This window comes from Embleya sp. NPDC025285, from assembly GCF_055558835.1.
The window spans coordinates 1-24,104 of the sequence record NZ_JBVHLU010000134.1 but is presented as its reverse complement, the minus strand read 5'-3'; the positions used below and the strand labels follow the sequence as shown (position 1 = coordinate 24,104).

Sequence of the window (24,104 nt, the reverse complement as noted above, 5' to 3'; positions counted from 1 at the left end):
CGAGAAGCACGTCGTATCGGGCCTGACCGCCGGATCGGTCAAGTAACCCGGACGACCCACGGCCCGGGACGACCCCGGGAAACACGAAGCCCACAGGCCTCGGGGGCCTGTGGGCTTCGGCGTGTTCGCGGACGCGGCGGCTACGGCAGGGTGATGTGGTACGCCTTGCGCAGCGTCTCGTGCACCGTCCACACCGTTTCGTCGCCCTCTTCGAGCACGCACGCGTCGCCCGGGCCGACCTCGATCGTCGCGCCGCCCCGGATTTCGATGGTGGCCCGGCCCGAGACGACCACGAACAGCTCGTTGGCCTCGGTGTCGGTCACCACGCCCGGGGTGATCTGCCAGATGCCGCGGATCTGCTTGCCGTCCTCGGACTCCCACAGGACCTTGCCCGAGACCTCGGGCGTGCCGGAGACGATCTGGGCCGGGTCGAGCGGGTCGGCTTCGAGTTCGGCGGCGGGGATATGGACGGCAAAAGTAGACATGCGGCGGAGCATATAGGCCACTGCCGCGACGCCCTCCCTCGGGTGATTCGTGGGCTTTTCCGGCGAATCACCGCGCCGGTGCGATGGTCCGTCGGCGCGGGCGGGCAGAATGCCGGAAGCGGGTCGACGGGCCCGGGCGAGGTACCGAAGGGGTGACCGATGGGCGAGGAACACGACGCGCGGCCCGAGCCGCCCGTGATTCCCGGGCAGGGCGCCGCGGCGACCTCCTCCGGAGCGGTTCCCGCCGGCGGGTTGTCCGACCGGGACCGGGACATCCTCGAATTCGAACGCCAGTGGTGGAAGCACGCGGGTGCCAAGGAACGCGCCGTGCGCGACCGCTTCGGGTTCTCCGCGACCCGCTACTTCCAGGTACTGAACACGCTGCTCGACCGCCCGGAGGCGCTCGAACACGACCCGATGCTGGTGCAGCGGCTGCGTCGGCTGCGCGAGGCGCGGCAACAGGCCCGCTCCACCGCGCGTCGATCCGGGCACTGAGGGGCCGGGGGTGTTCACCCGCCGCAAGGACGAGTACGACGTGTTCGCCGGCTTCGGTCGGTACGGCCTGATCTGGACCAACGAGGACCTGTGGGCCGAGGAGATCGAGCGGACCGGGCGAGCCGAAGGGGCCGAAGGGGCCGAAGGGGCCGAGTGGACCGAAGGGGCCGAGCGGGCCGAGGCGGTCGGCGGCGGGCGCGCGGTGCCGACCGAGCGCGATCTGATCGGCGGGCTGCGGGCGTCCCCCGCCCCCGCCCGCCGGGCCGGCCCCGGGCGTCCCCGGCGCGGCCTGCTCCCGGTGGCCGCGCTCCTGGCGCTCTGCGCGGCGGCGGGTGCGCTCGCGATCGGCCGGGACGAGCCCGCGACCCGCGTGGCCGCGGACCGCGCCCGAAACGCTCCCGCTCCCGCACCGGCCCCGGTCGCGGCCCCGGCCGTGTCGGCCCGCCCGGCGCCGCCCGCCCGGGCCCCCTCGGCGCCCCGGGGAGCGCGCGGCAAGGTGGTGCTGCTCGACCAGACCAAGGTGCCCACGCTCGCCGAGCGCATGGCCCGACGGCTGGAGGCGGCGGGCTGGGAGGTCAGCGGGACCGATGTGTTCCGCGGCGCGGTCCCGGCCACCACCGTCTACCACCCGGTCGGCCAGGAACGGCAGGCGCGCGCGCTGGCCGCCGCGCTGCCCGGGATCGGCCGGATCAAGCCGGCCTTCGCCGGCATCCCGCTGCATCGACTCACCGTGATCGTGGTCGACGACCAAGTGGTGCCGCCGGCGGATCGCCTGCTCGGTTCGCTGACCACTGGGTAGGTTGGTCGGCATGACCTCGAACCGGTCCACGTTGCCCGAACCCACCACGCCGGCCGGTCGCACGGGCCTCGCCGCGTTGCTCGGCGAGCCGGCCCGAGCGGTCGTCGCGCTCGACTTCGACGGCACGCTCGCCCCGATCGTCGACCGCCCGGACCAGGCCCGCGCGGACATGCGCGCGGTCCGGGCGTTGTCCCGACTGACCCCGCACCTGGCGGCGACGGTGATCGTCACCGGTCGTCCCGCCGCGGTCGCCGTCGAGTACGGCCGCTTTCGCGGCGTCGCCGGGCTCGAACAACTCGTCGTCCTGGGCCACTACGGCCTGGAGCGCTGGGACGCGGCGACCGGCCGGGTCAGCGCGCCCGAGCCACCGCGCGGGGTGGGGGAGGTGCGGCTCGCGCTGCCCGGACTGCTGCACTCGCTCGACGTGTGGAACAGCACCTGGATCGAGGACAAGGGCAGCGCACTGGCCGTGCACACCCGCCGCGCCCCGGACCCGGACGCCACCTTCGCGCTGCTGCGCGACCCGCTCGCCGAACTCGCGGCGCGGCACGACCTGGCCGTCGAGCCGGGCCGCTACGTGCTGGAACTGCGTCCCCGGGGAATGGACAAGGGCCGCGCGCTGACCGGCTTCCTCAAGGAGAAGCAGGCCGGGTCGGTGCTCTTCGCCGGCGACGACCTCGGCGACCTCGCCGCCTTCGAGGCGGTCGAGGAACTGCGCGAACAGGGCGTCGCCGGCCTCACCGTGTGCAGCGGCTCGGCCGAGGTGCACGCCTTGGCCGAGCGCGCCGACTTGGTCGTCCCCGGCCCGGAGGGCGTCGCCGAGCTACTGGCCGCGCTCGCGGACCGGGTCGAGGGGGCATAGGCGGGTTCGGCGGCTTTGTTCTCGGCGGGTGGAGAGTGTGTGGGGTGCGTGCGGTGCTCTCGTTGTGAGCGGTGCTCTTGAGTGTGAGTGGCGCTCTCGCTGTGGGCGGTGCTCTTGAGTGTGAGTGGCGCTCTCGGCTGTGAGCGCCGCTCTTACTGCGAGCAGTGCTCTCGCCGTGAGCGGTGCTCTCTCCCACATGCGCGAGAGCGGTGCTCTTTGGTGTGAGCGGTGCTCTCGCCGCGGGCAATGCTCTCGCGGCCGGCGGTGCGCTTACGGCGGGCAGTGCTCTCGCTGCGAGCCGGCTCCCAATGCGTGCGGTGCTCTCGTTGTGAGCAGTGCTCTCGTCATGGGTGGTGCTCTCACGGCGAGCGGTGCTCTCGGTGTACGCGTTGCTCCTGCTGAGAGCGCTGCTCTCGTTGTGAGCAGTGGTCTCGTCACGGGGCAGTGCTCTCGTTGTGAGCGGCGCTCTCCATGTGGGCGGTGCGCTCGCTGTGGGCAGTGTTCTCATACTGCGACGCGAGCACCGCACATGTGGAGAGCACTGCTCGCGGCGGGTTCTTACGCGTGCGCTCGCTCGGGATCCTTGCGCTCGTGCGCTCGGTCGGTGCTCGTCGCCGCGGCCTCGTGTTCGTTCGGGACGCGCCGGGCCCGCCCGTCCCATCAGGACTTGTCTCCGGTCGCCGGTGATTCTCCCGCGCAGGGCAAGGGGGTTGCCTCCGCGACCGCGAAGCGTGCCCTCGGGTCCAGCAGCAACGCGGCCATCGCGCCCGCCGGTTGCGCCGTCTCCACCCGCAGGTCGGGCTCGACCCGGATGCCGTGCGCGGCCAACGCGGCCCGCGCGTCGGCGTACCCGGTGGGTGTCAGCTGATACGCGCATGGCATCGGCCCGACCGCAGTTCGGCCGGCCGGGACGTTGTCGGCCCCGTCGAAGTACACCGGTCCGCCGCCGTGCATGGCCCGCTCCCGGGACGCGCGTACCGCCGCGACGATGGTGTCTCCGCGCTCGGCAGCCATCCGCAGCGTGGCCCGCGCGGCCACCAGGTGCGCGGCCACCCGCCGCCGCCCGAGGAGGCCCGGATCCGCGCGTTCCAGAGCCGAGATGGGCCGCCGGGCGATCTCGACCAGCACCGCGACCGCGTGATCGAGCCCGGCTGCGTTGCGCAGCAGCCGCTCGTCCGCGTCACCGCCGAGTTGCCGACCCGCCGTGCCCTCTCCGTAGACACCCGCCGCCCAGCCCGCCGCGGGTAGCGCGGTGCCGATCCGATCGCGGGTCAACTCGATAGCCAGGGACCGTAGTTCGGGTGCCACGTTGAGGTTGCGCGGCCACAGGTACAGGGTCGGCGTCGGGTATGTGCCGGTCGGTACGTCGAACTCGTGCAGGTCGTGCACGATGTGCGGGCGCGCCTCGCGGAGTATCTGCCGGATGGCCCGTGCCTCGGGCGAACTCACCGCTACGTGGTCGCGGTTGAGATCCACCCCCTCTGCGGTGGTGCGGGTGCCCGCCACCAGTCCGTCCGGGTTCGGCGTGGCCAGCACGAGGACGGTGACCCGCTCCAGCAGCCGACGCCCCGCCGGCGAACGATCGGCGGCCAGGTCCCGAACCAGCTTCAGGCATGCCTCCCGACCGGCAGGCTCATCGCCGTGCTGACCGCACACGAACAGCACGCGGACCGGTTCGGGCACCGTACTTATCCCGGCCACGGTGATCAGTTCGAGCGCTCGGCCGCGCGCGCTGGTGCCGACCCGGGTCACGGTGACCCGCGCGGCGCCCCACCCGGCCCGTTCCGGACCCGGGCTCGCCGAGACCAGGTCGCGCAGGAGGTCGCGCTCCTGGGAGAGCGTCGTCCAGGCGGTCCCGCCGCGCCGCTCGAAACCGGTTGGTACCCGGCCTCCGCGCCCACTGCCCGGCGGAGCCGGCGCGAGCGCGATCCCGGCCACCAGTGCCATCGCGAGCACCATCCTCGCCGTCCACGCCCTCATCCCCGAACCACCTTCCCCTTCACCACGATCGACACCCCGCCACCGCCCCGAGCGATCGCCCACGCACCCACGCCGTCGTCGAACCCGCGTATCGAACCCGGGCGTCGGACCCGGGCGCCGAACCCACGCGCCGAACCCACGCGTCGAGCCCGCCCGTCGGACCCGCGTGCCGAGCCCGCCCGTCGGACCCGCGCGTCGAGCCCGCGTGCCGAGCCCGCCCGTCGGACCCACGCGTCGAGCCCGCGTGCCGAGCCCGCCCGTCGGACCCACGCGTCGGACCCGCGTGCCGAACCCACGCGTCGAGCCCGCGCGTCGGACCCGCGTGCCGAGCCCGCGCGTCGGACCCGCCCGTCGAGCCCGCCCGTCGGACCCGCGTGCCGAGCCCGCGCGTCGGACCCGCGCGTCGAGCCCGCGTGCCGAGCCCGCCCGTCGGACCCGCCCGTCGAGCCCGCGCGTCGGACCCGCGTGCCGAGCCCGCGTGCCGAGCCCGCGTGCCGAGCCCGCGTGCCGAGCCCGCGTGCCGAGCCCGCGCGTCGAGCCCGCGCGTCGAGCCCGCGCGTCGAGCCCGCGCGTCGAGCCCGCGCGTCGAGCCCGCGCGTCGAGCCCGCGCGTCGAGCCCGCGTGCCGAGCCCGCGCGTCGAACCCGCCCGTCGAACCCGCCCGTCGAACCCACGCGTCGAACCCACCCGTCGGACCCGCGCGTCGGACCCGCCCGTCGAACCCGCCCGTCGGACCCGCGTGCCGAGCCCGCGTGCCGAACCCACGCGTCGAGCCCGCCCGTCGGACCCGCGCGCCGAGCCCACACGCCGAGCCCGCGCATCGGACCCACGCATGGAACCCACCCGCCGAGCCCGCATTTCGAACCCGCACGTTTTCGGCCGTCACCCACCCCCACCCGGTGTCCGTTCGCGGTCCTTCCGTCCCTCCGCCTCCACACCTCGGCAACAGAGCATGGCCTGCGATAGGGAGTTGATGGGAGAGCCGGACTCCCCTAGGCTCGCTGATTCCGCTGTCCCACCCAGTGCAGTGATCGGGAACCGTCCTCGGCGCCCGGCACCGGTGGGCCGCGCGGGCCGCCGCCTTCGGGCGCCCGGCCCGTGCCCTCCGCAGGGGCGCACCAGGACGTGACATCGCGCACGGCCGGGCTCCGATCCGTCGCCGCCACGAACCGGAGAGACATGTCCGCGCCCGCCACACCCGGCCCCGCCCTGCCCACCCACGACGCGCTCGCCGTCGAACGCGCCTACCTCGACTCCTCCCGCGCCGCGCTGCGCCGGATGCGCGAGGAGACCGAGGCACTGGACCTGCGCGATGTCGGTGCCACCGCCGTCGCCAACGAGACCGCACAACACCTGATCGCCAAGCGGATCGCCGCGCTGGCCGACCACGCCGGCTCGCCGCTGTTCTTCGGCCGGGTCGACGGCCGGTTCGCCGACGGCGTCGAGGGCGTCGAACCGGTCGAGGTGAGCGCCGACCCGAGCAAGCCGGTCGAGTCCTTCTGGATCGGCCGCCGACACGTGCACGACGAACTCGGCGACCCGATGGTGGTGGACTGGCGCGCGCCGCTGTCCCGCGCCTTCTACCAGGCCAACCGCGCCGAGCCGCTCGGCGTCGAACTGCGCCGCCGGTTCGGCTGGACGGCGGGCGAGCTGACCGCGTTCGAGGACGAGCACCTGAGCGACCCGGACGAGGCGGACACCGCGAGCGGGATTCTCGCGGCGGAGATCGAGCGCCCGCGCGTGGGGCCGATGCGCGACATCGTCGCGACCATCCAGCCCGAGCAGGACGAGATCGTGCGCTCCGACCTGGGCCGCACGCTGTGCGTCCAGGGCGCGCCCGGCACCGGCAAGACCGCCGTCGGCCTGCACCGCGTGGCCTGGCTGCTGTACGCCTACCGGGACCGCCTCGCCCGCAGCGGCACCCTGGTGGTCGGCCCGAACCGGTCCTTCCTCGACTACATCCAGCAGGTGCTGCCCGCGCTCGGCGAGATCGAGGTCGGCCAGACCACCGTCGAGGACCTGGTCACCCGCACCTCCAAGATCAAGGTCCGGGCACTCGACGAGGCGGAGTCCGGCACGATCAAGGGCGACGCGCGGATGGCCGAGGTGCTCCGGCGCGCGGTGTGGTCTGGGCTGCGCGCGCCGACCGAGTCGGTGGCCGTGGTCCGCGACTCGCGCACATGGCGACTGGCGGTGTACGAGGTCGAGGAACTGGTGGCCGCGCTGCGCACGCGCGACGTGCGCTACGGCGCCGCGCGCGACATGCTCCGCCAACGGCTCGCGCACGCGCTGCTGACCAAGATGGAGGAGCGCGGCGAATCCCCGGACGACCGGGTCCAGGACGCGGTCGCGCGCAGCCGACCGGTCAAGGCGGCGGTGGACGCGATCTGGCCCGCGGTGGACCCGCTCAAGCTGGTGTTCCGGCTGCTGGGCGACGCCGGGTTCCGGGCCGCGTGCGCGGACGGCGTACTGACCGCCGACGAACAGGCCGCGATCGGCTGGGCCACGCCGCCGCGCGGGGTGGGATCCGCGCGCTGGACCGTGGCCGACGCGGTGCTCGTGGACGAGACCGCCGACCTGCTCTACCGCACCGGCGGCTACGGACACGTGGTGATCGACGAGGCGCAGGACCTGTCCCCGATGCAACTGCGCGCGGTGGGCCGGCGTTGTTCCACCGGCTCGGCCACGGTGCTCGGCGACATCGCGCAGGGCACCACGCCGTGGGCCACCCTCGGCTGGGCGCAGACGCTGCACCACCTGGGGCACGAGGGGGCCAGGGTCGAGGAGCTGACCCGGGGCTTCCGAGTGCCGCTCCAGATCCTGGAGTTCGCGAGCCGGCTGCTGCCGGTGATCGCCCCCGGCCTGGCCCCGGCGTCCTCGGTCCGCCAGGCGGCCGGCGCACTCGCCCTGCGCCCGGTCGAGGCCGACGAACTGGCCGCCCGGTCCGCCGACGCGGCCCTGGAACTGCTCGCGCACGAAGGCTCGATCGGCCTGATCTGCGCCGACGCGCGGGTGTCGGAGGTCGCCGACGCGTTGCGCGCGACCGGCGCCGCGCACCGGGTGCTGGGCGAGGAGGGCGGCGCCGAGGAGGCCCGGATCAGCGTGGTGCCCGCGTCACTGGCCAAGGGTCTGGAGTTCGACCACGTCGCGGTCGCCGAACCGGCCGAGATCGTGGACGCCGAGGCCCAGGGGCTGCGCCGGCTCTACGTGGTGCTCACCCGCGCGGTGTCCGCGCTGGTCGTGCTGCACGCGCGCCCGCTCCCGGAACCGCTGGCGGTACCGGTCCTGCCGCATCGGTGACGGGCATCCAATACGAGTGAACCGCGTGTGTCGAACCGGTTGGTGGTCGGCTTCGCTCGCTCGTTCTGCCATGCTGGCCGGGTGGAACGTATCCAGGAGTCCGCGACTGTGACACTGCGGGACCAATGGGCCCGGCTCGTCGGTGAGCACGCCGAGGCGGGCGCCGTCGTCGAGAGCCTGCTGGCGCGCTATGCCGAGCCGCACCGCCGCTATCACGACACCGACCATCTGCGCACCGTGCTCGACCTGGTCGGCGAACTGGCCTACGAGGCCGACGACGCCGACGCGGTCGTGCTCGCCGCGTGGTTCCACGACGCGGTCTACGACCCGGCCCGGGCCGACAACGAGGAGCGCAGCGCGCGGCTGGCCGAGCGCGGCCTGCGCGAGGCGGGCGTGGACCCGGCCCTGGTGGCCGAGACGGTGCGCCTGGTCCGGGTGACCGCCGAGCACGCGCCCGGCGAGCACGACCACAACGCGCACGTCCTGTGCGACGCGGACCTGGCCATCCTGGCCGCCGACCGCGAGCGCTACGAGGCGTACACGGCGGCGGTCCGCGAGGAGTACGCGTTCGTTCCGGACGAGGCGTTCCGCGCCGCCCGCGCCGCCGTGCTGCGCGACCTGATGTCGCTGCCCCGGCTGTTCCACACCCGCCTGGGCGCGGCACGGTACGAGGAGGCGGCCCGCTACAACATGCGCGCCGAGCTGGAACGACTCGAGGGCACGATCCCGCGCCAGCAGTCCTGACCCGGCGCCTGCCGGCTCGGCACGGCGGACGCCGCCGCGTCTAGCGCGGGCGGTACCGCTTGCGCCGGCGCAGCCCCGCCCGGGTCAGCCGGATCACCAGTTCCCGACTGGAGACCGGCTCGGCCCCGTTCGCCACCGCCCGCGCGTACAGGTCGGCCGGGACGTCGTAGTGATCCCGGTCGAACGCACGCTCCGGCGCGCCGAGTTCGCGTGCGAACGCGTGCAGTTCGGCGTGCGAGACGTCGCTGACGAGGTGCGACCACAGCCGCCCGCGTCCGGGCCAGGCCGGGGGATCGATGAGGAGTGCCACGCCGTCGATTCTCGTATACGCCGCGATCGCGCACACTTGTGGACCATGAGCAAGGATCCGACCGACGTCGCCCTGTTGACCGCCCGCGCCCTGGTCCTGGCCGATTTGCGCACGCACGGCGTCGAGACCCCCGAGACCGTGACCGTGGTCGAGCACGCGCTGGTCGAGCGCAAGTGGTGGGTCGAGCAGTGGCCCGACGGCGCCGCGTACGTCCCCGGACTGATCGGCCAGGACGTCCAGGAGGCGCTCACCGAGCAGGGCACGGTGTGGCCGCCGTGCCCGCGGCACGACGACCACCCGCTCTACCTCGAACCCGAGCTGGGCGAGGACCCGCACTGGGTCTGCGAACGGGACGCCGAGGTGATCGCCCCGCTCGGCGGCCTCGCGCCCACTCAGCCGCCGAACGAGCGCGCCGTCAACGACGCGTAGATCGGCCGGTCGCCGCCGACCGCGTACGCGCCGACCAGCCGCTCGCTCTGCGCCCGGCCCACGGTGACACCGGCGGCCGTGTGCTCCGGCGTCACCGTCACCACCTGCGCGCCGGCGGCGTCCAGCGTGTGCTCGGCGCGCCGCCGCTCCTCGGCGTCGGCGACCCGCAGCGCCTGGGCGAGCACGTCGTACGGGTCGCCGGCCGCCGCGCCGTCGCGGCCGGGCAGGCTCAGCACGGTCCGGCTCGGCGGCGGATCACCCGCGTCGTGCAGGCCGTAACGCAGCGCCTCCGCGCCGTAGCAGAACCGGATCAGCGGCTCCCACATCGCCGACCAGTACGCCCGCGAGGGCGCCCGCTCGATCCCGGCGATCTCGCCGTCCAGCAGCACCACCGCGCCCACCTGCTCGTCGACGCACTCGAACTCGGCGACGAAACGTTCGAGCTCGAGCGCGAAGTGCTTCAGGAACAGCGCCAGGTTCCCGGTCTCGGCGAGGCCGGAGGACACGTTGAAGCGCTGCACGGCCGGCCACAACCTGCTGTACCCGTCCGCGTCCGCGCTCGCCGACGCGGCGGCGCGCAGCGCGAGCGGCAGCACGGCGAGCGGCCGCGGCGCCTCGGGGATCAGCCCGGGCTGGGTCTGCTGGACGCACATCGCCGCGTCGAAGGCGAGCCGATCCGAGGGCTCGACCATGGCGGCGCGTGGCATCGCGTGGTCCTGCGCGCTCTGCTCGACGATCACCGCGAGGTGGCACGGGACCAGCGCGACGTTCGGCGTGTGGTTGACGAAGGTGAGCGTGCCGTAGCCACTCGTGCCGATCCACAGATCGGTCGGGAGCGTCACTGCGGGCGCGTCGCAGGTGTCGCCGAGCAGCGGCAACACCTGCATCCGGCCGACGCTCTGCACCCGACCCAGGGTGCAGCCGGTCAGCAGGTCGCCGATCGGCAGCGCGTCGTGGGCGAGGGTGTTCATCCGGTCACCTCCAGGTGGGCCAGGCGCAGCAGGGCGGGTACGGCGGCGGCCGGGTCGGCGGCCAACATCAGCCGGCACCAAGCGAGTTCGAGAACCTCGGGACGATGGACGGGGGCCGTGGGCAGGTTCGGCGCGTAGCCGCGCAGGCCGCCCGCCTCGGCCGCGAGCACGGGCGAGAGCTGGACCACCGGCACCGCGACGCCGAGGGTGTGCGCGGCGTCGAGCACCTGTGCGAACCGCCCGGCGGGCGCGTTCTCGTAGCCGTCGCCGATCACCACGATCAGCTCGGCGCCGGTGCGCAGCGCGGCGACCAGGGCCTCGGCCGCCGCCGTGGCGCCGGTGGGTCGCACCAGTCGGCCGTCCGGGGCGCCGCCGATCCACACGTCGTGGCACTCGCCCGCCGCCGCCCGCAGCGCGTCGCGCAGCGCGAGCACCGTGGCGATCGGCCGCAGCGGCTGATCGGCGCCACCGCGCATCGAGGCGGACCCGTCCAGGACCAGGGCGATCCGACGGCCGGCCAGGTCGAGCCCGGCGGCACCGGCCGCGGCCCGCCGATCCAGCGCCGCGGCGACCTCGTCGGTCATCCCGGTCGCGAACGCGTAGAGGTAGAGCCGGACCGCGTCGTAGCGGTCGAGGTCGACCTCGACCTCGACGCCCGCGCGCTCGGCCTGCCGCTGTCCGGCGAGCCGCTGGCCGACGGTCAGCCGATCGGCGGTCAGCGCCAGGACGCGCGCGGGCTTCTCGTCCGGGTGGAATCGGCCGCGCAGCCCTTCGAGCGTCTCCAGCGGCAGTGCCGCGCCCGCGTCCAGGTCGGTGCGGGCGGCTCGATACGCGACCGGGAGCGGCAGCGTGTACGGGCCGTCGGCGCCGAGCACGAACGCGACGCACTCGCGCGTGACGGCGGCGTCGGCCGGGTCGGGCGCCCAGCGGTCGAGCTCGCGGGCTAGGATGCGCAGTTCCTTCGGGTCGAGTTCCGCGCCGGCGAGCTGCTTGGTCAGGATCGAGCGCAGGATGCCGCTCAGCCGAAGACCCCACGCGTGCCGCAGGGCGCCGGCGAGCTTGTCCCGGTAGCGCACCGACCACAACTCCAGTGAGCCGGAGCCCAGGACGCTGCGCAGGATCAGCCGGCGCACCCGCGCGTTGTTGACCCGCCGCTCGGCCAGCAGCCCGAACAGCTTGAGTCGGCGCGGCACGGTCAGCGCGGCCACCGCGTCGTACACGGCGGTGCCGTCGTCCTCGCGCGCGGGCGTGTCGAGCAGGTGCAGCACGCCGAGCTGCCGGCTGCGGTCGGTGGCTCCGGGGGAGCACACCAGACCCGCGTACAACCGCCGGTCCAGTGCGATCATCGCGCGGTGCGCGTCCTGCTCCAAGGCGAGCTGCTCGTCGCGGGTGTTGTAGAAGGAGGCCCGCCCGGTCGCGGCCACGGCGACGTCCAGGAAGCGGACGACGGTGGCGGCGGCCTCGGCGCGGGCCGGATTGTCGGCGCTCAGGGCGCGGGTGATCTCGGTCATCGAAAGGCTCCCCCGTGGGCACCCGGGGCAGGTCGCGGGTCCGGTGTGTGGTCCCCGGACGAACCTGGGACCGCTTCCGACCCATGGGAAACGGCTCTGTACGAACACGCAGTTCCCCGGGTGCGATGGCACGCGACTCCGGGCAGGTCACGGGTCCCGGATAGGGATTCGAACCCCAAGCACCCCAAAAGCGCTTGTACGCCAAGACAGAAGGAACGCGTAGTTCCCGGAGTCGCACCACGAGCCTACGAGCGAGGTGCCGCCGACGCCGGCCAATATCGGTCGAGTCGAATCAGACCCCGAAGAGCGACGTATCGAGGTCGATTCCGAAAGGCTCGGGGATGGTGATCGACTCGCCGATCGATACCCGGAGTTCCCCGTGGTATCTCCTGCCGTCGGGCGCGGAGAAGAGCTTCACGGAAGGACCCTCCTTGTCCCAGCGGTCGATGAGCAGGTAGAGCGGCACCTGGGCCCGGGCGTAGGCCTCGAGCTTGGTTACCCGATCGTGGTCCGCATTGTCCTTGGAGGTGATCTCGGCGATGAGGAGGGCGCACCGTGCCGGGGTCGGCGCCGTGTCGTGTTCGGGATCCAACCCGATGTCGTCGACCGGCATCACGACGACGTCCGGGATGTAGAGCCGAAACATCGGCGCGATACTCACACCGAGCGTTTGGAAGATCTCACAGTTCTCCGGGGTGACCGTAAGCAACGCCCGCTGGAGGCGGGACGCAATCAGATTGTGCGTATTTGCCGGCGGTGGCGACATGACGATGCTTCCCCCCGTGATCTCGGCGCGCCAGCCGTCGGGCACGTCCAGCTCCTGCCACGTGGACACCAGTCGGTGCCAGGTGTCGCTCGCCTCGATCACGGGTGCGGTCATGTCGTCCACCTCATCCACCTCGGTCCGCGCTGTAGCAGGAGCGACGCTATGTGCCGCCCGGAGACCATTTCAGGGTAAGTCGCCACCGCCACTCGAACGAGCGAACACGCTTCGAACACCGCCGCAATCCGTCCCGGGAACGCGAAAGAGGCGGCCCCCCGAAGGGGACCGCCTCTCGCGTCAAGACCGTGCGGGTCTACCGATCCTCAGCGGATCAGAAGTCCATGCCGCCCATGTCCGGAGCGCCGCCGGCCGGGGCCGGGTTCTTCTCCGGCTTGTCGGCGATGACAGCCTCGGTGGTCAGGAACAGCGCGGCGATCGACGCGGCGTTCTGCAGCGCGGAACGGGTGACCTTCGCCGGGTCGATGATGCCCTCGGCGATGAGGTCCACGTACTCGCCGGTCGCGGCGTTGAGGCCGTGACCCGGGGTCAGGTTGCGCACCTTCTCCACAACCACGCCGCCCTCGAGGCCGGCGTTGACCGCGATCTGCTTGAGCGGGGCCTCGACGGCCAGGCGCACGATGTTCGCGCCGGTCGCCTCGTCGCCGTCCAGCTCGAGCTTGTCGAACGCGATGGTCGACGCCTGGAGCAGGGCCACGCCACCACCGGCGACGATGCCCTCTTCGACGGCGGCCTTCGCGTTGCGCACCGCGTCCTCGATGCGGTGCTTGCGCTCCTTGAGCTCGACCTCGGTCGCGGCGCCGGCCTTGATCACGGCAACGCCGCCGGCCAGCTTCGCGAGACGCTCCTGGAGCTTCTCGCGGTCGTAGTCCGAGTCCGAGTTCTCGATCTCGGCGCGGATCTGGTTGACCCGACCCGCGACCTGGTCCGAGTCACCGGCACCGTCGACGATGGTCGTCTCGTCCTTGGTGACGACGACCTTGCGGGCGCGGCCGAGGAGTTCGAGACCCGCGGTGTCGAGCTTGAGGCCGACCTCCTCGGAGATGACCTGGCCACCGGTGAGGATGGCGATGTCGCCGAGCATGGCCTTGCGACGGTCGCCGAAGCCCGGCGCCTTGACGGCGACGGACTTGAAGGTGCCGCGGATCTTGTTGACGACGAGCGTGGCCAGGGCCTCGCCCTCGACGTCCTCGGAGATGATCATGAGCGGCTTACCCGACTGCATGACCTTCTCCAGCAGCGGGAGGAGGTCCTTCACCGAGGTGATCTTCGAGTTGACGATGAGCACGTAGGCGTCTTCGAGGACGGCCTCCATGCGCTCCATGTCGGTCGCGAAGTACGGCGAGATGTAGCCCTTGTCGAAGCGCATGCCCTCGGTGAGCTCGAGCTCGAGACCGAAGGTGTTGCTCTCCTCGACGGTGATGACGCCTTCCTTGCCGACCTTGTCCATGGCCTCGGCGATCATCTCGCCGATCAGGGGGTCCGCGGCGGAGATCGAGGCGGTGGAGGCGATCTGCTCCTTCGTCTCGACGTCCTTGGCAAGCGCGAGAAGCTGCTCGGAGACGGCCTCGACGGCCTTCTCGATGCCACGCTTGAGGGCCATCGGGTTCGCGCCGGCGGCCACGTTGCGCAGGCCCTCGCGTACGAGCGCCTGGGCGAGGACGGTCGCGGTCGTCGTGCCGTCACCGGCGACGTCGTCCGTCTTCTTCGCGACCTCCTTGACCAGCTCCGCACCGATCTTCTCGTACGGGTCCTCGAGCTCGATCTCCTTGGCGATGCTCACACCATCGTTGGTGATGGTGGGCGCACCCCACTTCTTCTCGAGCACGACGTTGCGGCCCTTGGGGCCCAGCGTGACCTTGACGGCGTCGGCGAGCTGGTTCATCCCGCGCTCGAGGCCGCGGCGCGCTTCCTCGTTGAACGCGATGATCTTGGCCATGTGGTGAAGTCCTCCCAGAACGGGGGTGAGTGCCGGACCGCACAGGTGCCCGCGACGGACGACCCGACCACCGCGAGGATCCCTCCCTCACGGGTGCCGAGCCTCACCGGCTCGGTCCGTTTCTGTCACTCTCACATCCAGAGTGCTAACGCCAATGATTAGCACTCGACCATGCCGAGTGCAAGCGCAACGGCCGGTCCCGACCCGTCCGCGCACACCCCCGCGCGTGTCGCACGAAGCGCGGGTCCGCACGGCCGCACGTACAACGACCGGGGCCCGGCCCCCGCATGGCGGGAAGGCCGGGCCCCGGTCGCTGATCACACCCGATACGCATCCGATCCGACCATCGGACAACAGGCCGGACGAGAGATCGGGACAAGTGTTGTGCTGCGATGTGTCGTGCAGTCCGTGGTGTGGACCGTTTCAAGCAGAGGAGCGGATGCCCCCTGGTTCAGGCGGTGACGCGGACCATGTCGGCCTGCGGCCCCTTCTGCCCCTGCGAGATCTCGAACTCGACTCGCTGCCCCTCCTCGAGCGTCCGGTACCCGTCCATCTGGATCGCGCTGTAGTGGACGAAAACGTCCGCACCACCGTCGACCGCGATGAAGCCGTACCCCTTCTCCGCGTTGAACCACTTGACGGCGCCCTGAGCCATTCCTAACTCCCCTGTTACTGGCCCTTTCACGGATACTGCACGCCGCAGCTCCGGGTTCGTATCCAGAAGGACCCGGCCTTCCGCTACGACCGCGGCTGAATGTATCCGGACGGATGCCCGGAGCAACAGGTCAATCGGACGAGAATTCCCGAGTGAATAAAGCTCGCATTCTTCGTGAATCACCAGGAAAGCCGTATTTCAATACGTCAGGAAAACGACTTTCGATACATATCGGGTGTGATCTCGACCACGGGTTTACCGACGCAACGCCGCCAAAGCGGGGAAATGGACCCGGGTAAACACGTGTAACGCACGTCGGCCGGGGAGAGAGGAAATCCGCCGCCCGGTGCTCCGGACGGCGGATTTCTCGGTTCCGTTTCGTGGTCCGTGCCGATGAAGATCGACAAGGTCGCCTATCGCGTCAGCAACCGCCGGCGACCGCCGGGATGATCGAAACGCTGCCGTTGTCGGGGATCGTGGTGGCGAGACCGTCCGCGAAGCGCACGTCCTCGTCGTTCACGTACAGATTCACAAAGCGGCGCAGCTTGCCCTCGTCGTCGAGGATGCGTGCGCGAATTCCGGTGTGGTCCTTTTCCAGGGCGTCCAGGACCTCGGCGAGGGTGCTTCCCTCGACGGACACCTCGGCCGCCCCACCCGTGTAGGTGCGCAGGATCGTCGGGATGCGAACGGAGACGCTCATGCCAGGCCGGCCTTTCGGAAGGATTCCAGAGTGGGTCGAATGGTCGCGGTGGCGCCGGTGGTCGGCGTGACCGCGTCCAACGTCTTGAGGCCGTCGCCCGTGTTGAGCACGACCGTCTCGGCGTCCGGGTCCAGCGCGCCGGACGCGAGCAGCTTGCGCAGGCAGCCGACGGTCACGCCACCGGCGGTCTCGCCGAAGATGCCCTCGGTGCGGGCCAGCAGCTTCATCGCCTCGACCACCTCGGCGTCGGTGACGTCCTCCACCGCGCCGCCGGTGCGCTTGCACACGTCCAGCACGTACGGGCCGTCGGCCGGGTTGCCGATCGCGAGCGACTTGGCGATCGTGTCCGGCCGCACCGGGCGGATCACGTCGTGGCCGGCCTTCCACGCGGCGGCCACCGGGGAGCACCCGGTGGCCTGCGCGCCGAAGATCTTGTACGGCGCGTCCTCGACCAGCCCCAGCGCGATCAGCTCGCGGAAGCCCTTGTCGATCTTGGTGAGCTGCGAACCCGACGCGATCGGGATGACGATCTGCTCGGGCAGCCGCCAGCCGAGCTGCTCGGCGATCTCGTACGCGAGCGTCTTGGAACCCTCGCCGTAGTACGGCCGCAGGTTGACGTTGACGAAGCCCCAGTCCTCACCGGCCGGGTCGCCGATCAGCTCCGAGCAGAACCGGTTGACCTCGTCGTAGGTGCCCTCGATGGCGACCAGCTCGCCGCCGTACACGGCCGCCGTGACGACCTTGCCGGCCTCCAGGTCGGAGGGGATGAACACGCAGCTCCGCAGGCCCGCCCGGGCGGCGGCGGCACCCACCGCGCCGGCCAGGTTGCCGGTGGAGGAGCAGGAGAGGGTGGTGAAGCCGAACGTGCGCGCGGCCTCGACGGCGATCGCGACCACGCGGTCCTTGAAGGAGTGCGTCGGGTTGCCCGAGTCGTCCTTGACGTGCAGCTTCGCGATGCCCAGCTCGCGGCCCAGGTTCTCGGCGCGGACCAGCTTGGTGAAACCGGGGTTCAGATTGGGCCGGGACGCGACGTCCGCGGACACCGGCAGGAGCGGCGCGTAGCGCCAGATGTTCTGCGGGCCGGCCTCGATCTGCTCACGTGTGACGGTGCCGAAGTCGTAGGCCACCTCGAGCGGGCCGAAACAGGACTCGCAGGCGTACTTGGGACCCAGTTCGGTGCGTTCGCCGCACTCGCGACACGACAGCGCGACGGCCGGACCGAAGGAGGTGGAGGTGGAGGTGGCGCTGGTGGAACGGGTGGCGGTGGGTGTCGCCATGGCGAGGGCCTTTCTGTCCTCATCTTTACCCGTGGGGTTCCACGGGCCGGACTTGGCACCTGTCCGATCCGCCGGTGCTCGCTCGCGCCGAAAGCGCGTCACGAGGAATGACGATCGGATGGTTGCCGGGGCTTCAACGGGCCGTTCCCTCTGCCCCTCTGGATGAGCTGCTATGGCGGTGGACACACCCTTCGCGAGGTGGCCGGTCCGCGTTTGTCCGGCACGACGTGCGATCGTCGTTACCGGTGACGACGACTGTAACCGAACCGGTGCCGCGTCGATCATCCGGTCCACCTCGCGAGACGATGGAGGGTGGCCGTGACCGAGGCCGGAACACCGGCGACGACAGGGGATTTCGAACGTGCAGCCCGAGGTGAGCGCCTGGCTTCGACGACGGTCCTCCGTCGCCGCGGACTGGCCCGTCGACAAGCTTCTTGACGCCAAACGAGACACTCGGGTCAGCGTCGTCCTGCCGGCGTTGAACGAGGCGGCGACCGTCGGGGACATCGTCAAGGTGGTCCGCACCGAGCTGATCGAGCGCGCGCCGCTGGTGGACGAACTGGTCGTGGTCGACTCCGGATCGGTCGACGACACCTCCCGGATCGCGGCGGACGCGGGCGCGCGGGTCGTGCACCGCGACGACATCCTGCCCGCGATCCCGGCCGTGCGCGGCAAAGGCGAGGTGTTGTGGCGCTCGCTCCTGGTCACCGACGGCGACATCGTCGCGTTCGTGGACGCCGACCTCAAGGACTTCTCGGCCGACTTCGTCACCGGAATCCTCGGCCCGCTGCTCACCGACACCTCGGTGCAACTGGTCAAGGCGATGTACGACCGGCCGCTGGAGATCGGCGACACGATCGTGCCCGCCGGCGGCGGCCGGGTGACCGAGTTGGTCGCGCGTCCGCTGCTCAACCTGCACTGGCCGGAACTCGCCGGTTTCGTCCAGCCGCTCGGCGGCGAGTACGCGGCCCGCCGCTCGTTGCTGGAACAACTGCCCTTCCCGTGCGGCTACGGCGTCGAGACCGCGATGCTCGTGGACACCCTGCGCCTGGTCGGCCTGGACGCGATGGCCCAGGTGGACGTGGGGGTGCGCCGGCACAACCACCAGGACGAGGCCGGGCTGGGCCGGATGGCGGCGGAGATACTCCAGGCCGTCGAGCGCCGGCTGCGGCGCGGCCCGAACGGCGCGCACCCGGTCGAGCTGAGCACCGCGCTGACCCAGTTCGAGCGGGACGAGGGCGGTTTCCGGCTGCGTACGCACGACGTCGCGGCCCGGGAGCGGCCGGCGATGGCGACCGTGCCCGCCTACCGCGCACGAACCCGCCTGGTCGAGCGCTGATCGCCGGGCGGGGCCGGCGGGCTCAGTTGCCGAGCACCTCCGCGACCTTGCGCACGGTGTTCTCCCGGGCCGCCCGCACCCGGGTCAGCGCCGCGGCCTCACGCTCGATCGCCTGTCGCTGATACGCCACGTCGACCGCGTACCAGGTGCCCGCGACGTTGTGCTCGGCCCGGCAGGCCACCGTCGCGGTCGCCGCCGCGATCTCGCGCGCGCTCGGCACGGGCGTGTCCCAGGCCGGATCGCCGCCCGCCGCCAACGGATCGGGGTAGTCGAACCCCTTCCCCCGCATGCACGTCGACCACAGCGCGAGCACCTGCCGTACCCGAGGATCCGCGCGCGAGCGCTCGAACGACTCCACATCCAGCCGGCTCGGCAGTGCCGCGCGCTCCAGCGCCGGATCGACGCCGAGGGCGAACCGCGCCTCTCCCAGGCAGCCCGGTCCCGGCCGATCGCTGCCCTCGGTCGGCGCCGGCGGCAGCCCGTCCGCCGCCGCGGCGCCGTACAGCGCCACCTCCAGCTCGCGGCCCAGGGCCGGTGCGCTCGGCTTGTCGCCCGCCTTCGCCACTCCCGGCGGCCGAAATCCCCAGCCGGCCACCTCGACCGGGTCGCCCACCCCGTACCGGCGCTCGGTGCGCGAGCGCAGCACCGGTTCGGTGTCCGTCGTAGCGGGGGTCGGATACGTCAGGCCCAGCCGGCCCAGGCAGGCCCGGATCAGCACCTGTTCGGCCGCGGTCTGCCGGGCGCGCTGCTCCGGGGTCGGCAGGTGGGCCGCGATCGGCAGGTCGAGCCGGGCCACCTCGCCCGCCGGCGGGACCGCGCCCGGCGGCGGGAGCGACGGGTCGGCGCGGCCGGGCGCCCGCGCCGCCGGGTCCGCGCGCTCGCCGCTCGCGGTGCACCCCGCCGACGCGGCGCACAACACGACGCCCAGCACGACGCCCACCAGGACGGGGCCCGGGACGCGGCGCGGGCGCACTACTGCGCGGTCCAACTGCCCGACGCGTTGTTGTTCTTCAGCGCCGGATCGAGATTGGCCGTGGACTTCGGACCGATCTCCTGCACCGGGCCCTGATAGTTGCTGCCGTAGTAGATCCGCAGGATGTGCGTCGGATCGTTGTTCCACACCGACGCCGCGTTGTTCTTGACCGCCGTCCACGCGCCGCTGCTGCCGTCCGGGGACGGCATGAACCGGTACCCCGAGTAGTTGGCCACGTTGTACCGATGGTCGAAACGCGCGCCCTTGGCGTTCGAGTTGTAGTACAGACACGCGTCGCCGTCGTTGCACGCGCCGTCGCCCTCGGCGACCGCGGGTGTCGCGCCGCTCGCCAGGATCAACGCGGCGGCCACGGCGCCCGCGGCCAGGCCACGATTGTTGCCCATTCCCGATTCCCCCTTGCCCCGTCGCCCTTTTTCGGACCCCGTCCAACGACCGGGTCCGCGGGGAGAGCCCCGGTCGAACCCGGGCGGGATCGGCCCGACGAGTCAAGAGAAAGCACACCCCCGCTACTCCCGGTAATGACAAGCGCACGTGATACTCGCCACACCGTTCGAGCCGCGGGGGCGATCGGGCCGGGTTTGCGCACCGGGAAGCGTGGCTAGGGTCGGGGCATGAGTGCTCCCCCTCCCGCTGGTGTCCTGGTCGCCTCGAATCGCGGTCCCGTGTCCTTCTCACTGGAGGACGACGGCACGCTGTCCGTCAGTCGCGGCGGCGGCGGACTCGTGTCCGGACTGTCCACCGCGGGCCAGGGGACCGGCGCGGTGTGGGTGTGCTCGGCGCTGGGCGAGGCCGATCGCACCGCGACCCGGGCCGCCCCCTCGGGCCGGCTGGATCTGGCCGGTCACGACACCGGTGGCCTGGCCGTACGGATGCTGGACATCGATCCGGGCACCTTCGCGCGGGCCTACAACGCCATAGCGAATTCGACCCTGTGGTTCGTCCACCACCTGCTCTACGACACCCCGTCCAAGCCGGTCTTCGACGCGCGCTTTCGCAAGGAGTGGGCCTCCTACGAGGCGTACAACCAGGCCTTCGCCGAGGCACTGGCCGACGAGGCCGCCGAGGGCGCGAAGGTGGTCGTGCAGGACTACCACCTCACCCTGGTGCCGGTGCTGCTCCGCCGGCTGCGTCCGGACCTGCGGATCGGGCACTTCTCGCACACCCCGTGGGCGCCGCCGGACTACTTCCGGCTGCTTCCCGACGACATCGCGCGGTTCGTCCTGGAGGGCGTGCTCGGCGCCGACCACGCGGGCTTTTTGACCCGGCGCTGGGCGCTCGCGTTCCTGGACTGCTGCGCGGACGTGCTCGACGCGGTGGTGGACCGGGACGCGATGACCGTCACGCACGCGGGCCACGTGACCGAGATCGGTGTGCACGGCCTGGGCGCGGACGCCGACTTCCTGCGCGAGCGCGCCTCCCGCGCCGACGTGGACACCCGACTCGCCGGGCTGCGCGAGGCGGTGGGCGATCGCCGGGTGATCGTCCGGGTGGACCGCACCGAACTGTCCAAGAACATCGTTCGCGGTCTGCTGGCGTATCGCGAACTGCTGCGCACCCGGCCGGAATGGCTCGGCCGGGTGGTGCACGTCGCGTTCGCCTACCCCTCGCGGCACGACCTCCCGGAGTACCGCGAGTACACCGCCGCCGTGCAGCGGGTGGCCAAGGAGATCGACGACGAGTTCGGCACCGGCGACTGGCAGCCGCTGATCCTGCACGTCAACGACGACTTCCCGCGCTCGCTCGCGGCGTACCGACTGGCCGACGTCGCGCTGGTGAACCCGATCCGGGACGGGATGAACCTGGTCGCCAAGGAGGTGCCGGTGGTCTCGCTGCTGGACGAGGCGCACGGGGGCTGCGCGCTGGTGCTCTCGCGCGAGGCGGGCGCGTTCGAGGAGTTGGGGGAGGACTCGATCGTGGTCAACCCGTTCGACGTGTCGCAGACCACCGAGGCGCTGCACACGGCGCTCACGATGGAGCCCACGGAGCGGCTGCAACGCACCAAGCGGCTGGCCGCGGCGGCGGTCGCGCTCAACCCGCAGCAGTGGTTCCTGGAGCAGTTGGACGCGCTCGGCAAGTAGCCGCGACCGGCGAACCGCCCCCGAACGCCGGTCCGACCGGCGTTCGGGGGCGGCGGCGCTCAGGCCGAGGCGGGCGGGGTGCCGCGGCGGCGCCGGGTGGTCACCACCGCGACCGTGCCGGCGGCGACCAGGGCGACGCCGGCGACACTCGCACCGACCAGGCCGGCGGGCCCGGTGAGCGGCAGGCTGCCGCCGCCGGACTTGCCCGCGCCGCCGGTCGAGCCGCTCGTTGCCGCACCGCCGGTCGACCCGCTCGTCCCGCCGCCGGCGCTCGCCGAACCGGTCGAGCCGGTGCCCGAGGTGCCGCCCGTGGTGGTGCCGGTCGTGCTGCCGGCCCCCGCCGTCGTGCCGGATCCGGCCGTGGTCGAGCCGCCCTTGAAAGAGACCTTCACGAACGCGTCCTGGCTGCGGTCGGGCGAACCGTGCGCGGCCATGGTCAGCACGTAGCACTCGGTCTTGAGGCAGTCGACGTCCTTGCCCGCGCCGTTCTTGTACGAGGCCTTGACGTCGGTGAGGGTGACGGAGAAGGTGCCGTCCGGGTTGATCCCGTCCGCGCCGTACGCCTTGAGCCACTTCGAGGCGCCGTAGTTGCCCGCGTTGGTGGTCCAGTCGGCCTCCTTGGGGCCGAATACGACGTAGATCCCGTTGCCGCTGCCCGCCACGTAGCCGGAGCCCTTGACCGTGACCGACGCGCCGGCCGGTTCCAGACCGGTGCTCGGCGTGACGGTCAGCTTGGCGCCGCCGGCCGCCGCCTGCGGAGCGGCCTGTGGGGCCCGAGCCTGCTCGGCCGCCCCCTGCGGTGCGGCGCGCAGCGACGTGGGGGCGCCGGCGGGCGCCTGCGCGGCGAAGGTCACCGCGACCTTCGCGGCCGGCCCGCCCTCGGCGCCGACCCGCACCTCGAACGCCGGTGCGTCCGGGGCGAATCCGGTGCCCACCCGCAGCGGCGTGGCGACGATGCCCCGCGCGTCGGCGACGAGAGTACGGCTGCCCGTCCGGTCGGCGGTGTCGCCGCCGTAGAGCGCGACGGTGACCCGCGCGCCGGGCGCGAAACCTCGGCCGACGACGGTGATCTCGTCGCCGGCCGCGGCCAGTTCGGTGCTGCGCGAGGCGGTGACGGCGGGTGTGGCCGGGGTCTCGGCGCGGGTGTCGGCGGGGGCGGCGAGGGCGCCGTGGGCGACGGCCGGCACGCCGGCGCCGGCCAGGCCGAGCGCGGCGGCCGCGGTCGCGGCGCGACGGAGGCGGTGCGAGGTGTACATGTGAACTCCTGGAGGGTCGGGGCGGCGACGCGACGGCGGGCGGTCAGCCGGTCGAGTCGGCGGTGACTTCGGTGGGGGCGTCGGCGGCGTTCGGCGCGGCGGCGGCATCGCGCGCGGCGGCGGCCCGGCGACGGCGACGGCGACGGCGACGGCGCAGCACGGTCACCACGTAGGCGATCAGCGCGCCGAGCAGCAGCGTGAGCGCGGCCAGCAGCAGCCACGGCGGCGCCCACACGCTCGTCGACTTCGCGGTCACGGTCGCCGGGTTGCCGGTGACCGTGACGTCCGCGGTGAGTCGACCGGCCGGGAAGACGCCGGTGAATCGTTGGACCACCTCGTGTGTCGCGCCGGGCAGCAACTCGGGGAGGGCGGCGCGGGCGGGTCCACCCAGCCGCCACCCGCCGAGCCCGGTGACGGTGGTCTCGGCGCTCGCCGAGGTGCGCACGTTGCCGGTGTTGCGGACCCGGTAGCGCACGATCGCCTCGCCGCCGCCGGACATCGCGATCGGGTTGTCGTAGGACAGCCGCAGGTCCTCGATCGCCAGGCGCGGCACGGCGGGGCCGTCCACCCGCAGGTACACGCGAGCGCCGACCCGCCGGTCGACGTCGAAGCGCTGCTGTCCGGGGCCGGTCGCCTCGGCCTTGATCGAGGCGACGATGGCACCGGTGTGGTCGCCGGGGCTCGCGTCCGCCGGGACGGTCAGCCGGAACGGGATGTCCGCGCGCTTGCCCGGCGCGATCGTGTACGTCTCGGCGTCGAAGCCGATCCACGCGCCGACGTCCTTGGGCCGCTCGGCGGCGGTCAGCAGGGTCATCCCGCCGTCGGCGGCGAGCACGGCGTCGGTGGCGTACACGCGCAGGGTCAGCGGCTTGTCGCCGAAGTTGGACACGCCGACCACGTCGACCAGGGTCTGTCCGGGCCCGGCGGTCAGCACGAAGTGGTCGCGCCCGCCCGCCGGTTGCACGCCCCAGGTGAACTCGTCGGCGGCCCGGGCGGGCGCCGCGAGCGCGATCAGCGGCAACACGGTGGCGAACAGGGCACACAACAGTCGGGCTGCGGGACGCATGCGGGGGTGCTCCTTTTTTGGGCGACTTCGTCGCCGGCTCGCGAGGCGCCGCTTTTTCTTTCCCCCGCTTCGCTCCTCCAAGAAAAAGCGGCCCCTCGCTCGGGACGGTGTGTCCCTCCGCTTCGCTCCGGGCC

At 72.5% G+C, this 24,104-nt stretch carries 22 protein-coding genes and 1 riboswitch; of the genes, 8 read left to right on the top strand and 14 right to left on the bottom strand.

Translation table 11 applies throughout. The annotated features are described in order from the left end of the window. Positions 1-140: 140 nt before the first annotated feature. Complete coding sequence (locus ACZ4FV_RS46530) at positions 141-485, bottom strand: cupin domain-containing protein (protein WP_395874566.1); 345 nt, start codon at positions 483-485, stop codon at positions 141-143. 159 nt (positions 486-644) lie between these two features. Between ACZ4FV_RS46530 and ACZ4FV_RS46525 the strand changes: the two genes are divergently transcribed. Genes ACZ4FV_RS46525 through otsB form a run of 3 tightly spaced genes read left to right on the top strand, consistent with a single transcriptional unit; the run spans position 645 to position 2,641 of the window. Next, on the top strand, positions 645-980 hold the full coding sequence (locus tag ACZ4FV_RS46525) for a DUF3263 domain-containing protein (RefSeq protein ID WP_402242161.1): 336 nt from the start codon (positions 645-647) through the stop codon (positions 978-980). Positions 981-990: 10 nt separating this feature from the next. Continuing rightward, positions 991-1,779, top strand: a complete 789-nt coding sequence (locus ACZ4FV_RS46520) for a LytR C-terminal domain-containing protein (protein ID WP_465327061.1) — start codon at positions 991-993, stop codon at positions 1,777-1,779. Between the two features lie 10 nt (positions 1,780-1,789). Beyond that, positions 1,790-2,641 (top strand): trehalose-phosphatase, encoded by an 852-nt coding sequence (gene otsB, locus ACZ4FV_RS46515; RefSeq protein WP_395874560.1) that lies wholly within the window; start codon positions 1,790-1,792, stop codon positions 2,639-2,641. 660 nt (positions 2,642-3,301) lie between these two features. Here the strand turns inward: otsB and ACZ4FV_RS46510 are convergent. After that, positions 3,302-4,621, bottom strand: a complete 1,320-nt coding sequence (locus ACZ4FV_RS46510) for a M14 family metallopeptidase (RefSeq protein ID WP_465327058.1) — start codon at positions 4,619-4,621, stop codon at positions 3,302-3,304. Between the two features lie 1,178 nt (positions 4,622-5,799). Here ACZ4FV_RS46510 and ACZ4FV_RS46505 point away from each other — a divergent pair. Continuing rightward, the gene (locus ACZ4FV_RS46505) at positions 5,800-7,920 is read left to right on the top strand and encodes a HelD family protein (protein WP_465327056.1); all 2,121 of its coding nucleotides are present in this window, start codon (positions 5,800-5,802) and stop codon (positions 7,918-7,920) included. Between the two features lie 81 nt (positions 7,921-8,001). After that, the gene (locus ACZ4FV_RS46500) at positions 8,002-8,664 is read left to right on the top strand and encodes an HD domain-containing protein (RefSeq protein ID WP_402242170.1); all 663 of its coding nucleotides are present in this window, start codon (positions 8,002-8,004) and stop codon (positions 8,662-8,664) included. A 40-nt stretch (positions 8,665-8,704) separates the two neighbouring features. Here ACZ4FV_RS46500 and ACZ4FV_RS46495 read toward each other — a convergent pair whose 3' ends face one another. Then, on the bottom strand, positions 8,705-8,974 hold the full coding sequence (locus ACZ4FV_RS46495; protein ID WP_395874554.1) for a DUF4031 domain-containing protein: 270 nt from the start codon (positions 8,972-8,974) through the stop codon (positions 8,705-8,707). Between the two features lie 45 nt (positions 8,975-9,019). Here ACZ4FV_RS46495 and ACZ4FV_RS46490 point away from each other — a divergent pair, with 45 nt between their 5' ends. Beyond that, positions 9,020-9,403 carry a hypothetical protein gene (locus ACZ4FV_RS46490; RefSeq protein WP_395874552.1) on the top strand — a complete coding sequence of 128 codons (384 nt, stop codon included), beginning with the start codon at positions 9,020-9,022 and terminating at the stop codon, positions 9,401-9,403. Here the strand turns inward: ACZ4FV_RS46490 and ACZ4FV_RS46485 are convergent. From ACZ4FV_RS46485 to thrC, 7 genes are all read right to left on the bottom strand, one after another. Further along, positions 9,367-10,374: an ARPP-1 family domain-containing protein gene (locus ACZ4FV_RS46485; RefSeq protein WP_395874550.1), complete on the bottom strand. Its 1,008-nt coding sequence runs from the start codon at positions 10,372-10,374 to the stop codon at positions 9,367-9,369. The genes ACZ4FV_RS46490 and ACZ4FV_RS46485 overlap by 37 nt on opposite strands. Further along, a complete protein-coding gene (locus tag ACZ4FV_RS46480) occupies positions 10,371-11,885 on the bottom strand; it encodes a hypothetical protein (protein ID WP_402242174.1) in 1,515 nt (504 codons plus the stop codon). Before ACZ4FV_RS46480 ends, ACZ4FV_RS46485 begins: the two co-directional genes overlap by 4 nt. A gap of 292 nt (positions 11,886-12,177) precedes the next feature. Next, a complete protein-coding gene (locus tag ACZ4FV_RS46475; RefSeq protein ID WP_395874546.1) occupies positions 12,178-12,765 on the bottom strand; it encodes a Uma2 family endonuclease in 588 nt (195 codons plus the stop codon). Positions 12,766-12,979: 214 nt separating this feature from the next. Continuing rightward, entirely contained in the window at positions 12,980-14,605 is a 1,626-nt protein-coding gene (gene groL, locus ACZ4FV_RS46470; protein WP_020557825.1) for a chaperonin GroEL, read from the bottom strand. A gap of 451 nt (positions 14,606-15,056) precedes the next feature. Next, the gene (locus tag ACZ4FV_RS46465; RefSeq protein ID WP_020557826.1) at positions 15,057-15,260 is read right to left on the bottom strand and encodes a cold-shock protein; all 204 of its coding nucleotides are present in this window, start codon (positions 15,258-15,260) and stop codon (positions 15,057-15,059) included. Positions 15,261-15,681: 421 nt separating this feature from the next. Continuing rightward, the gene (locus tag ACZ4FV_RS46460) at positions 15,682-15,960 is read right to left on the bottom strand and encodes a ubiquitin-like small modifier protein 1 (protein WP_395874544.1); all 279 of its coding nucleotides are present in this window, start codon (positions 15,958-15,960) and stop codon (positions 15,682-15,684) included. After that, positions 15,957-17,237: a threonine synthase gene (thrC, locus tag ACZ4FV_RS46455; protein WP_402242178.1), complete on the bottom strand. Its 1,281-nt coding sequence runs from the start codon at positions 17,235-17,237 to the stop codon at positions 15,957-15,959. Before thrC ends, ACZ4FV_RS46460 begins: the two co-directional genes overlap by 4 nt. 16 nt (positions 17,238-17,253) lie before the next feature. Then, a riboswitch (SAM riboswitch) is annotated at positions 17,254-17,406 on the bottom strand. Positions 17,407-17,598: 192 nt separating this feature from the next. Here thrC and ACZ4FV_RS46450 point away from each other — a divergent pair. Beyond that, on the top strand, positions 17,599-18,576 hold the full coding sequence (locus ACZ4FV_RS46450; protein WP_395874540.1) for a glucosyl-3-phosphoglycerate synthase: 978 nt from the start codon (positions 17,599-17,601) through the stop codon (positions 18,574-18,576). A 22-nt stretch (positions 18,577-18,598) separates the two neighbouring features. Here ACZ4FV_RS46450 and ACZ4FV_RS46445 read toward each other — a convergent pair whose 3' ends face one another. Both ACZ4FV_RS46445 and ACZ4FV_RS46440 read right to left on the bottom strand, forming a co-directional pair. Then, the gene (locus tag ACZ4FV_RS46445; RefSeq protein WP_465327049.1) at positions 18,599-19,564 is read right to left on the bottom strand and encodes a hypothetical protein; all 966 of its coding nucleotides are present in this window, start codon (positions 19,562-19,564) and stop codon (positions 18,599-18,601) included. Then, entirely contained in the window at positions 19,549-19,953 is a 405-nt protein-coding gene (locus ACZ4FV_RS46440) for a peptidase inhibitor family I36 protein (RefSeq protein WP_395874536.1), read from the bottom strand. The genes ACZ4FV_RS46445 and ACZ4FV_RS46440 overlap by 16 nt, the downstream gene beginning before the upstream one ends. Positions 19,954-20,181: 228 nt before the next feature. Between ACZ4FV_RS46440 and ACZ4FV_RS46435 the strand changes: the two genes are divergently transcribed. Then, positions 20,182-21,648, top strand: coding sequence for an alpha,alpha-trehalose-phosphate synthase (UDP-forming) (locus ACZ4FV_RS46435; protein ID WP_395874534.1), 1,467 nt, complete (start codon positions 20,182-20,184; stop codon positions 21,646-21,648). Positions 21,649-21,707: 59 nt separating this feature from the next. On the opposite strand, the gene ACZ4FV_RS46430 is transcribed toward ACZ4FV_RS46435, so the two are convergent. Together ACZ4FV_RS46430 and ACZ4FV_RS46425 are read right to left on the bottom strand one after the other, a co-directional pair. Continuing rightward, positions 21,708-22,904, bottom strand: a complete 1,197-nt coding sequence (locus tag ACZ4FV_RS46430) for a hypothetical protein (RefSeq protein WP_395874532.1) — start codon at positions 22,902-22,904, stop codon at positions 21,708-21,710. A 43-nt stretch (positions 22,905-22,947) separates the two neighbouring features. After that, on the bottom strand, positions 22,948-23,970 hold the full coding sequence (locus tag ACZ4FV_RS46425) for a WxL protein peptidoglycan domain-containing protein (RefSeq protein ID WP_402242184.1): 1,023 nt from the start codon (positions 23,968-23,970) through the stop codon (positions 22,948-22,950). Positions 23,971-24,104 lie beyond the last annotated feature (134 nt).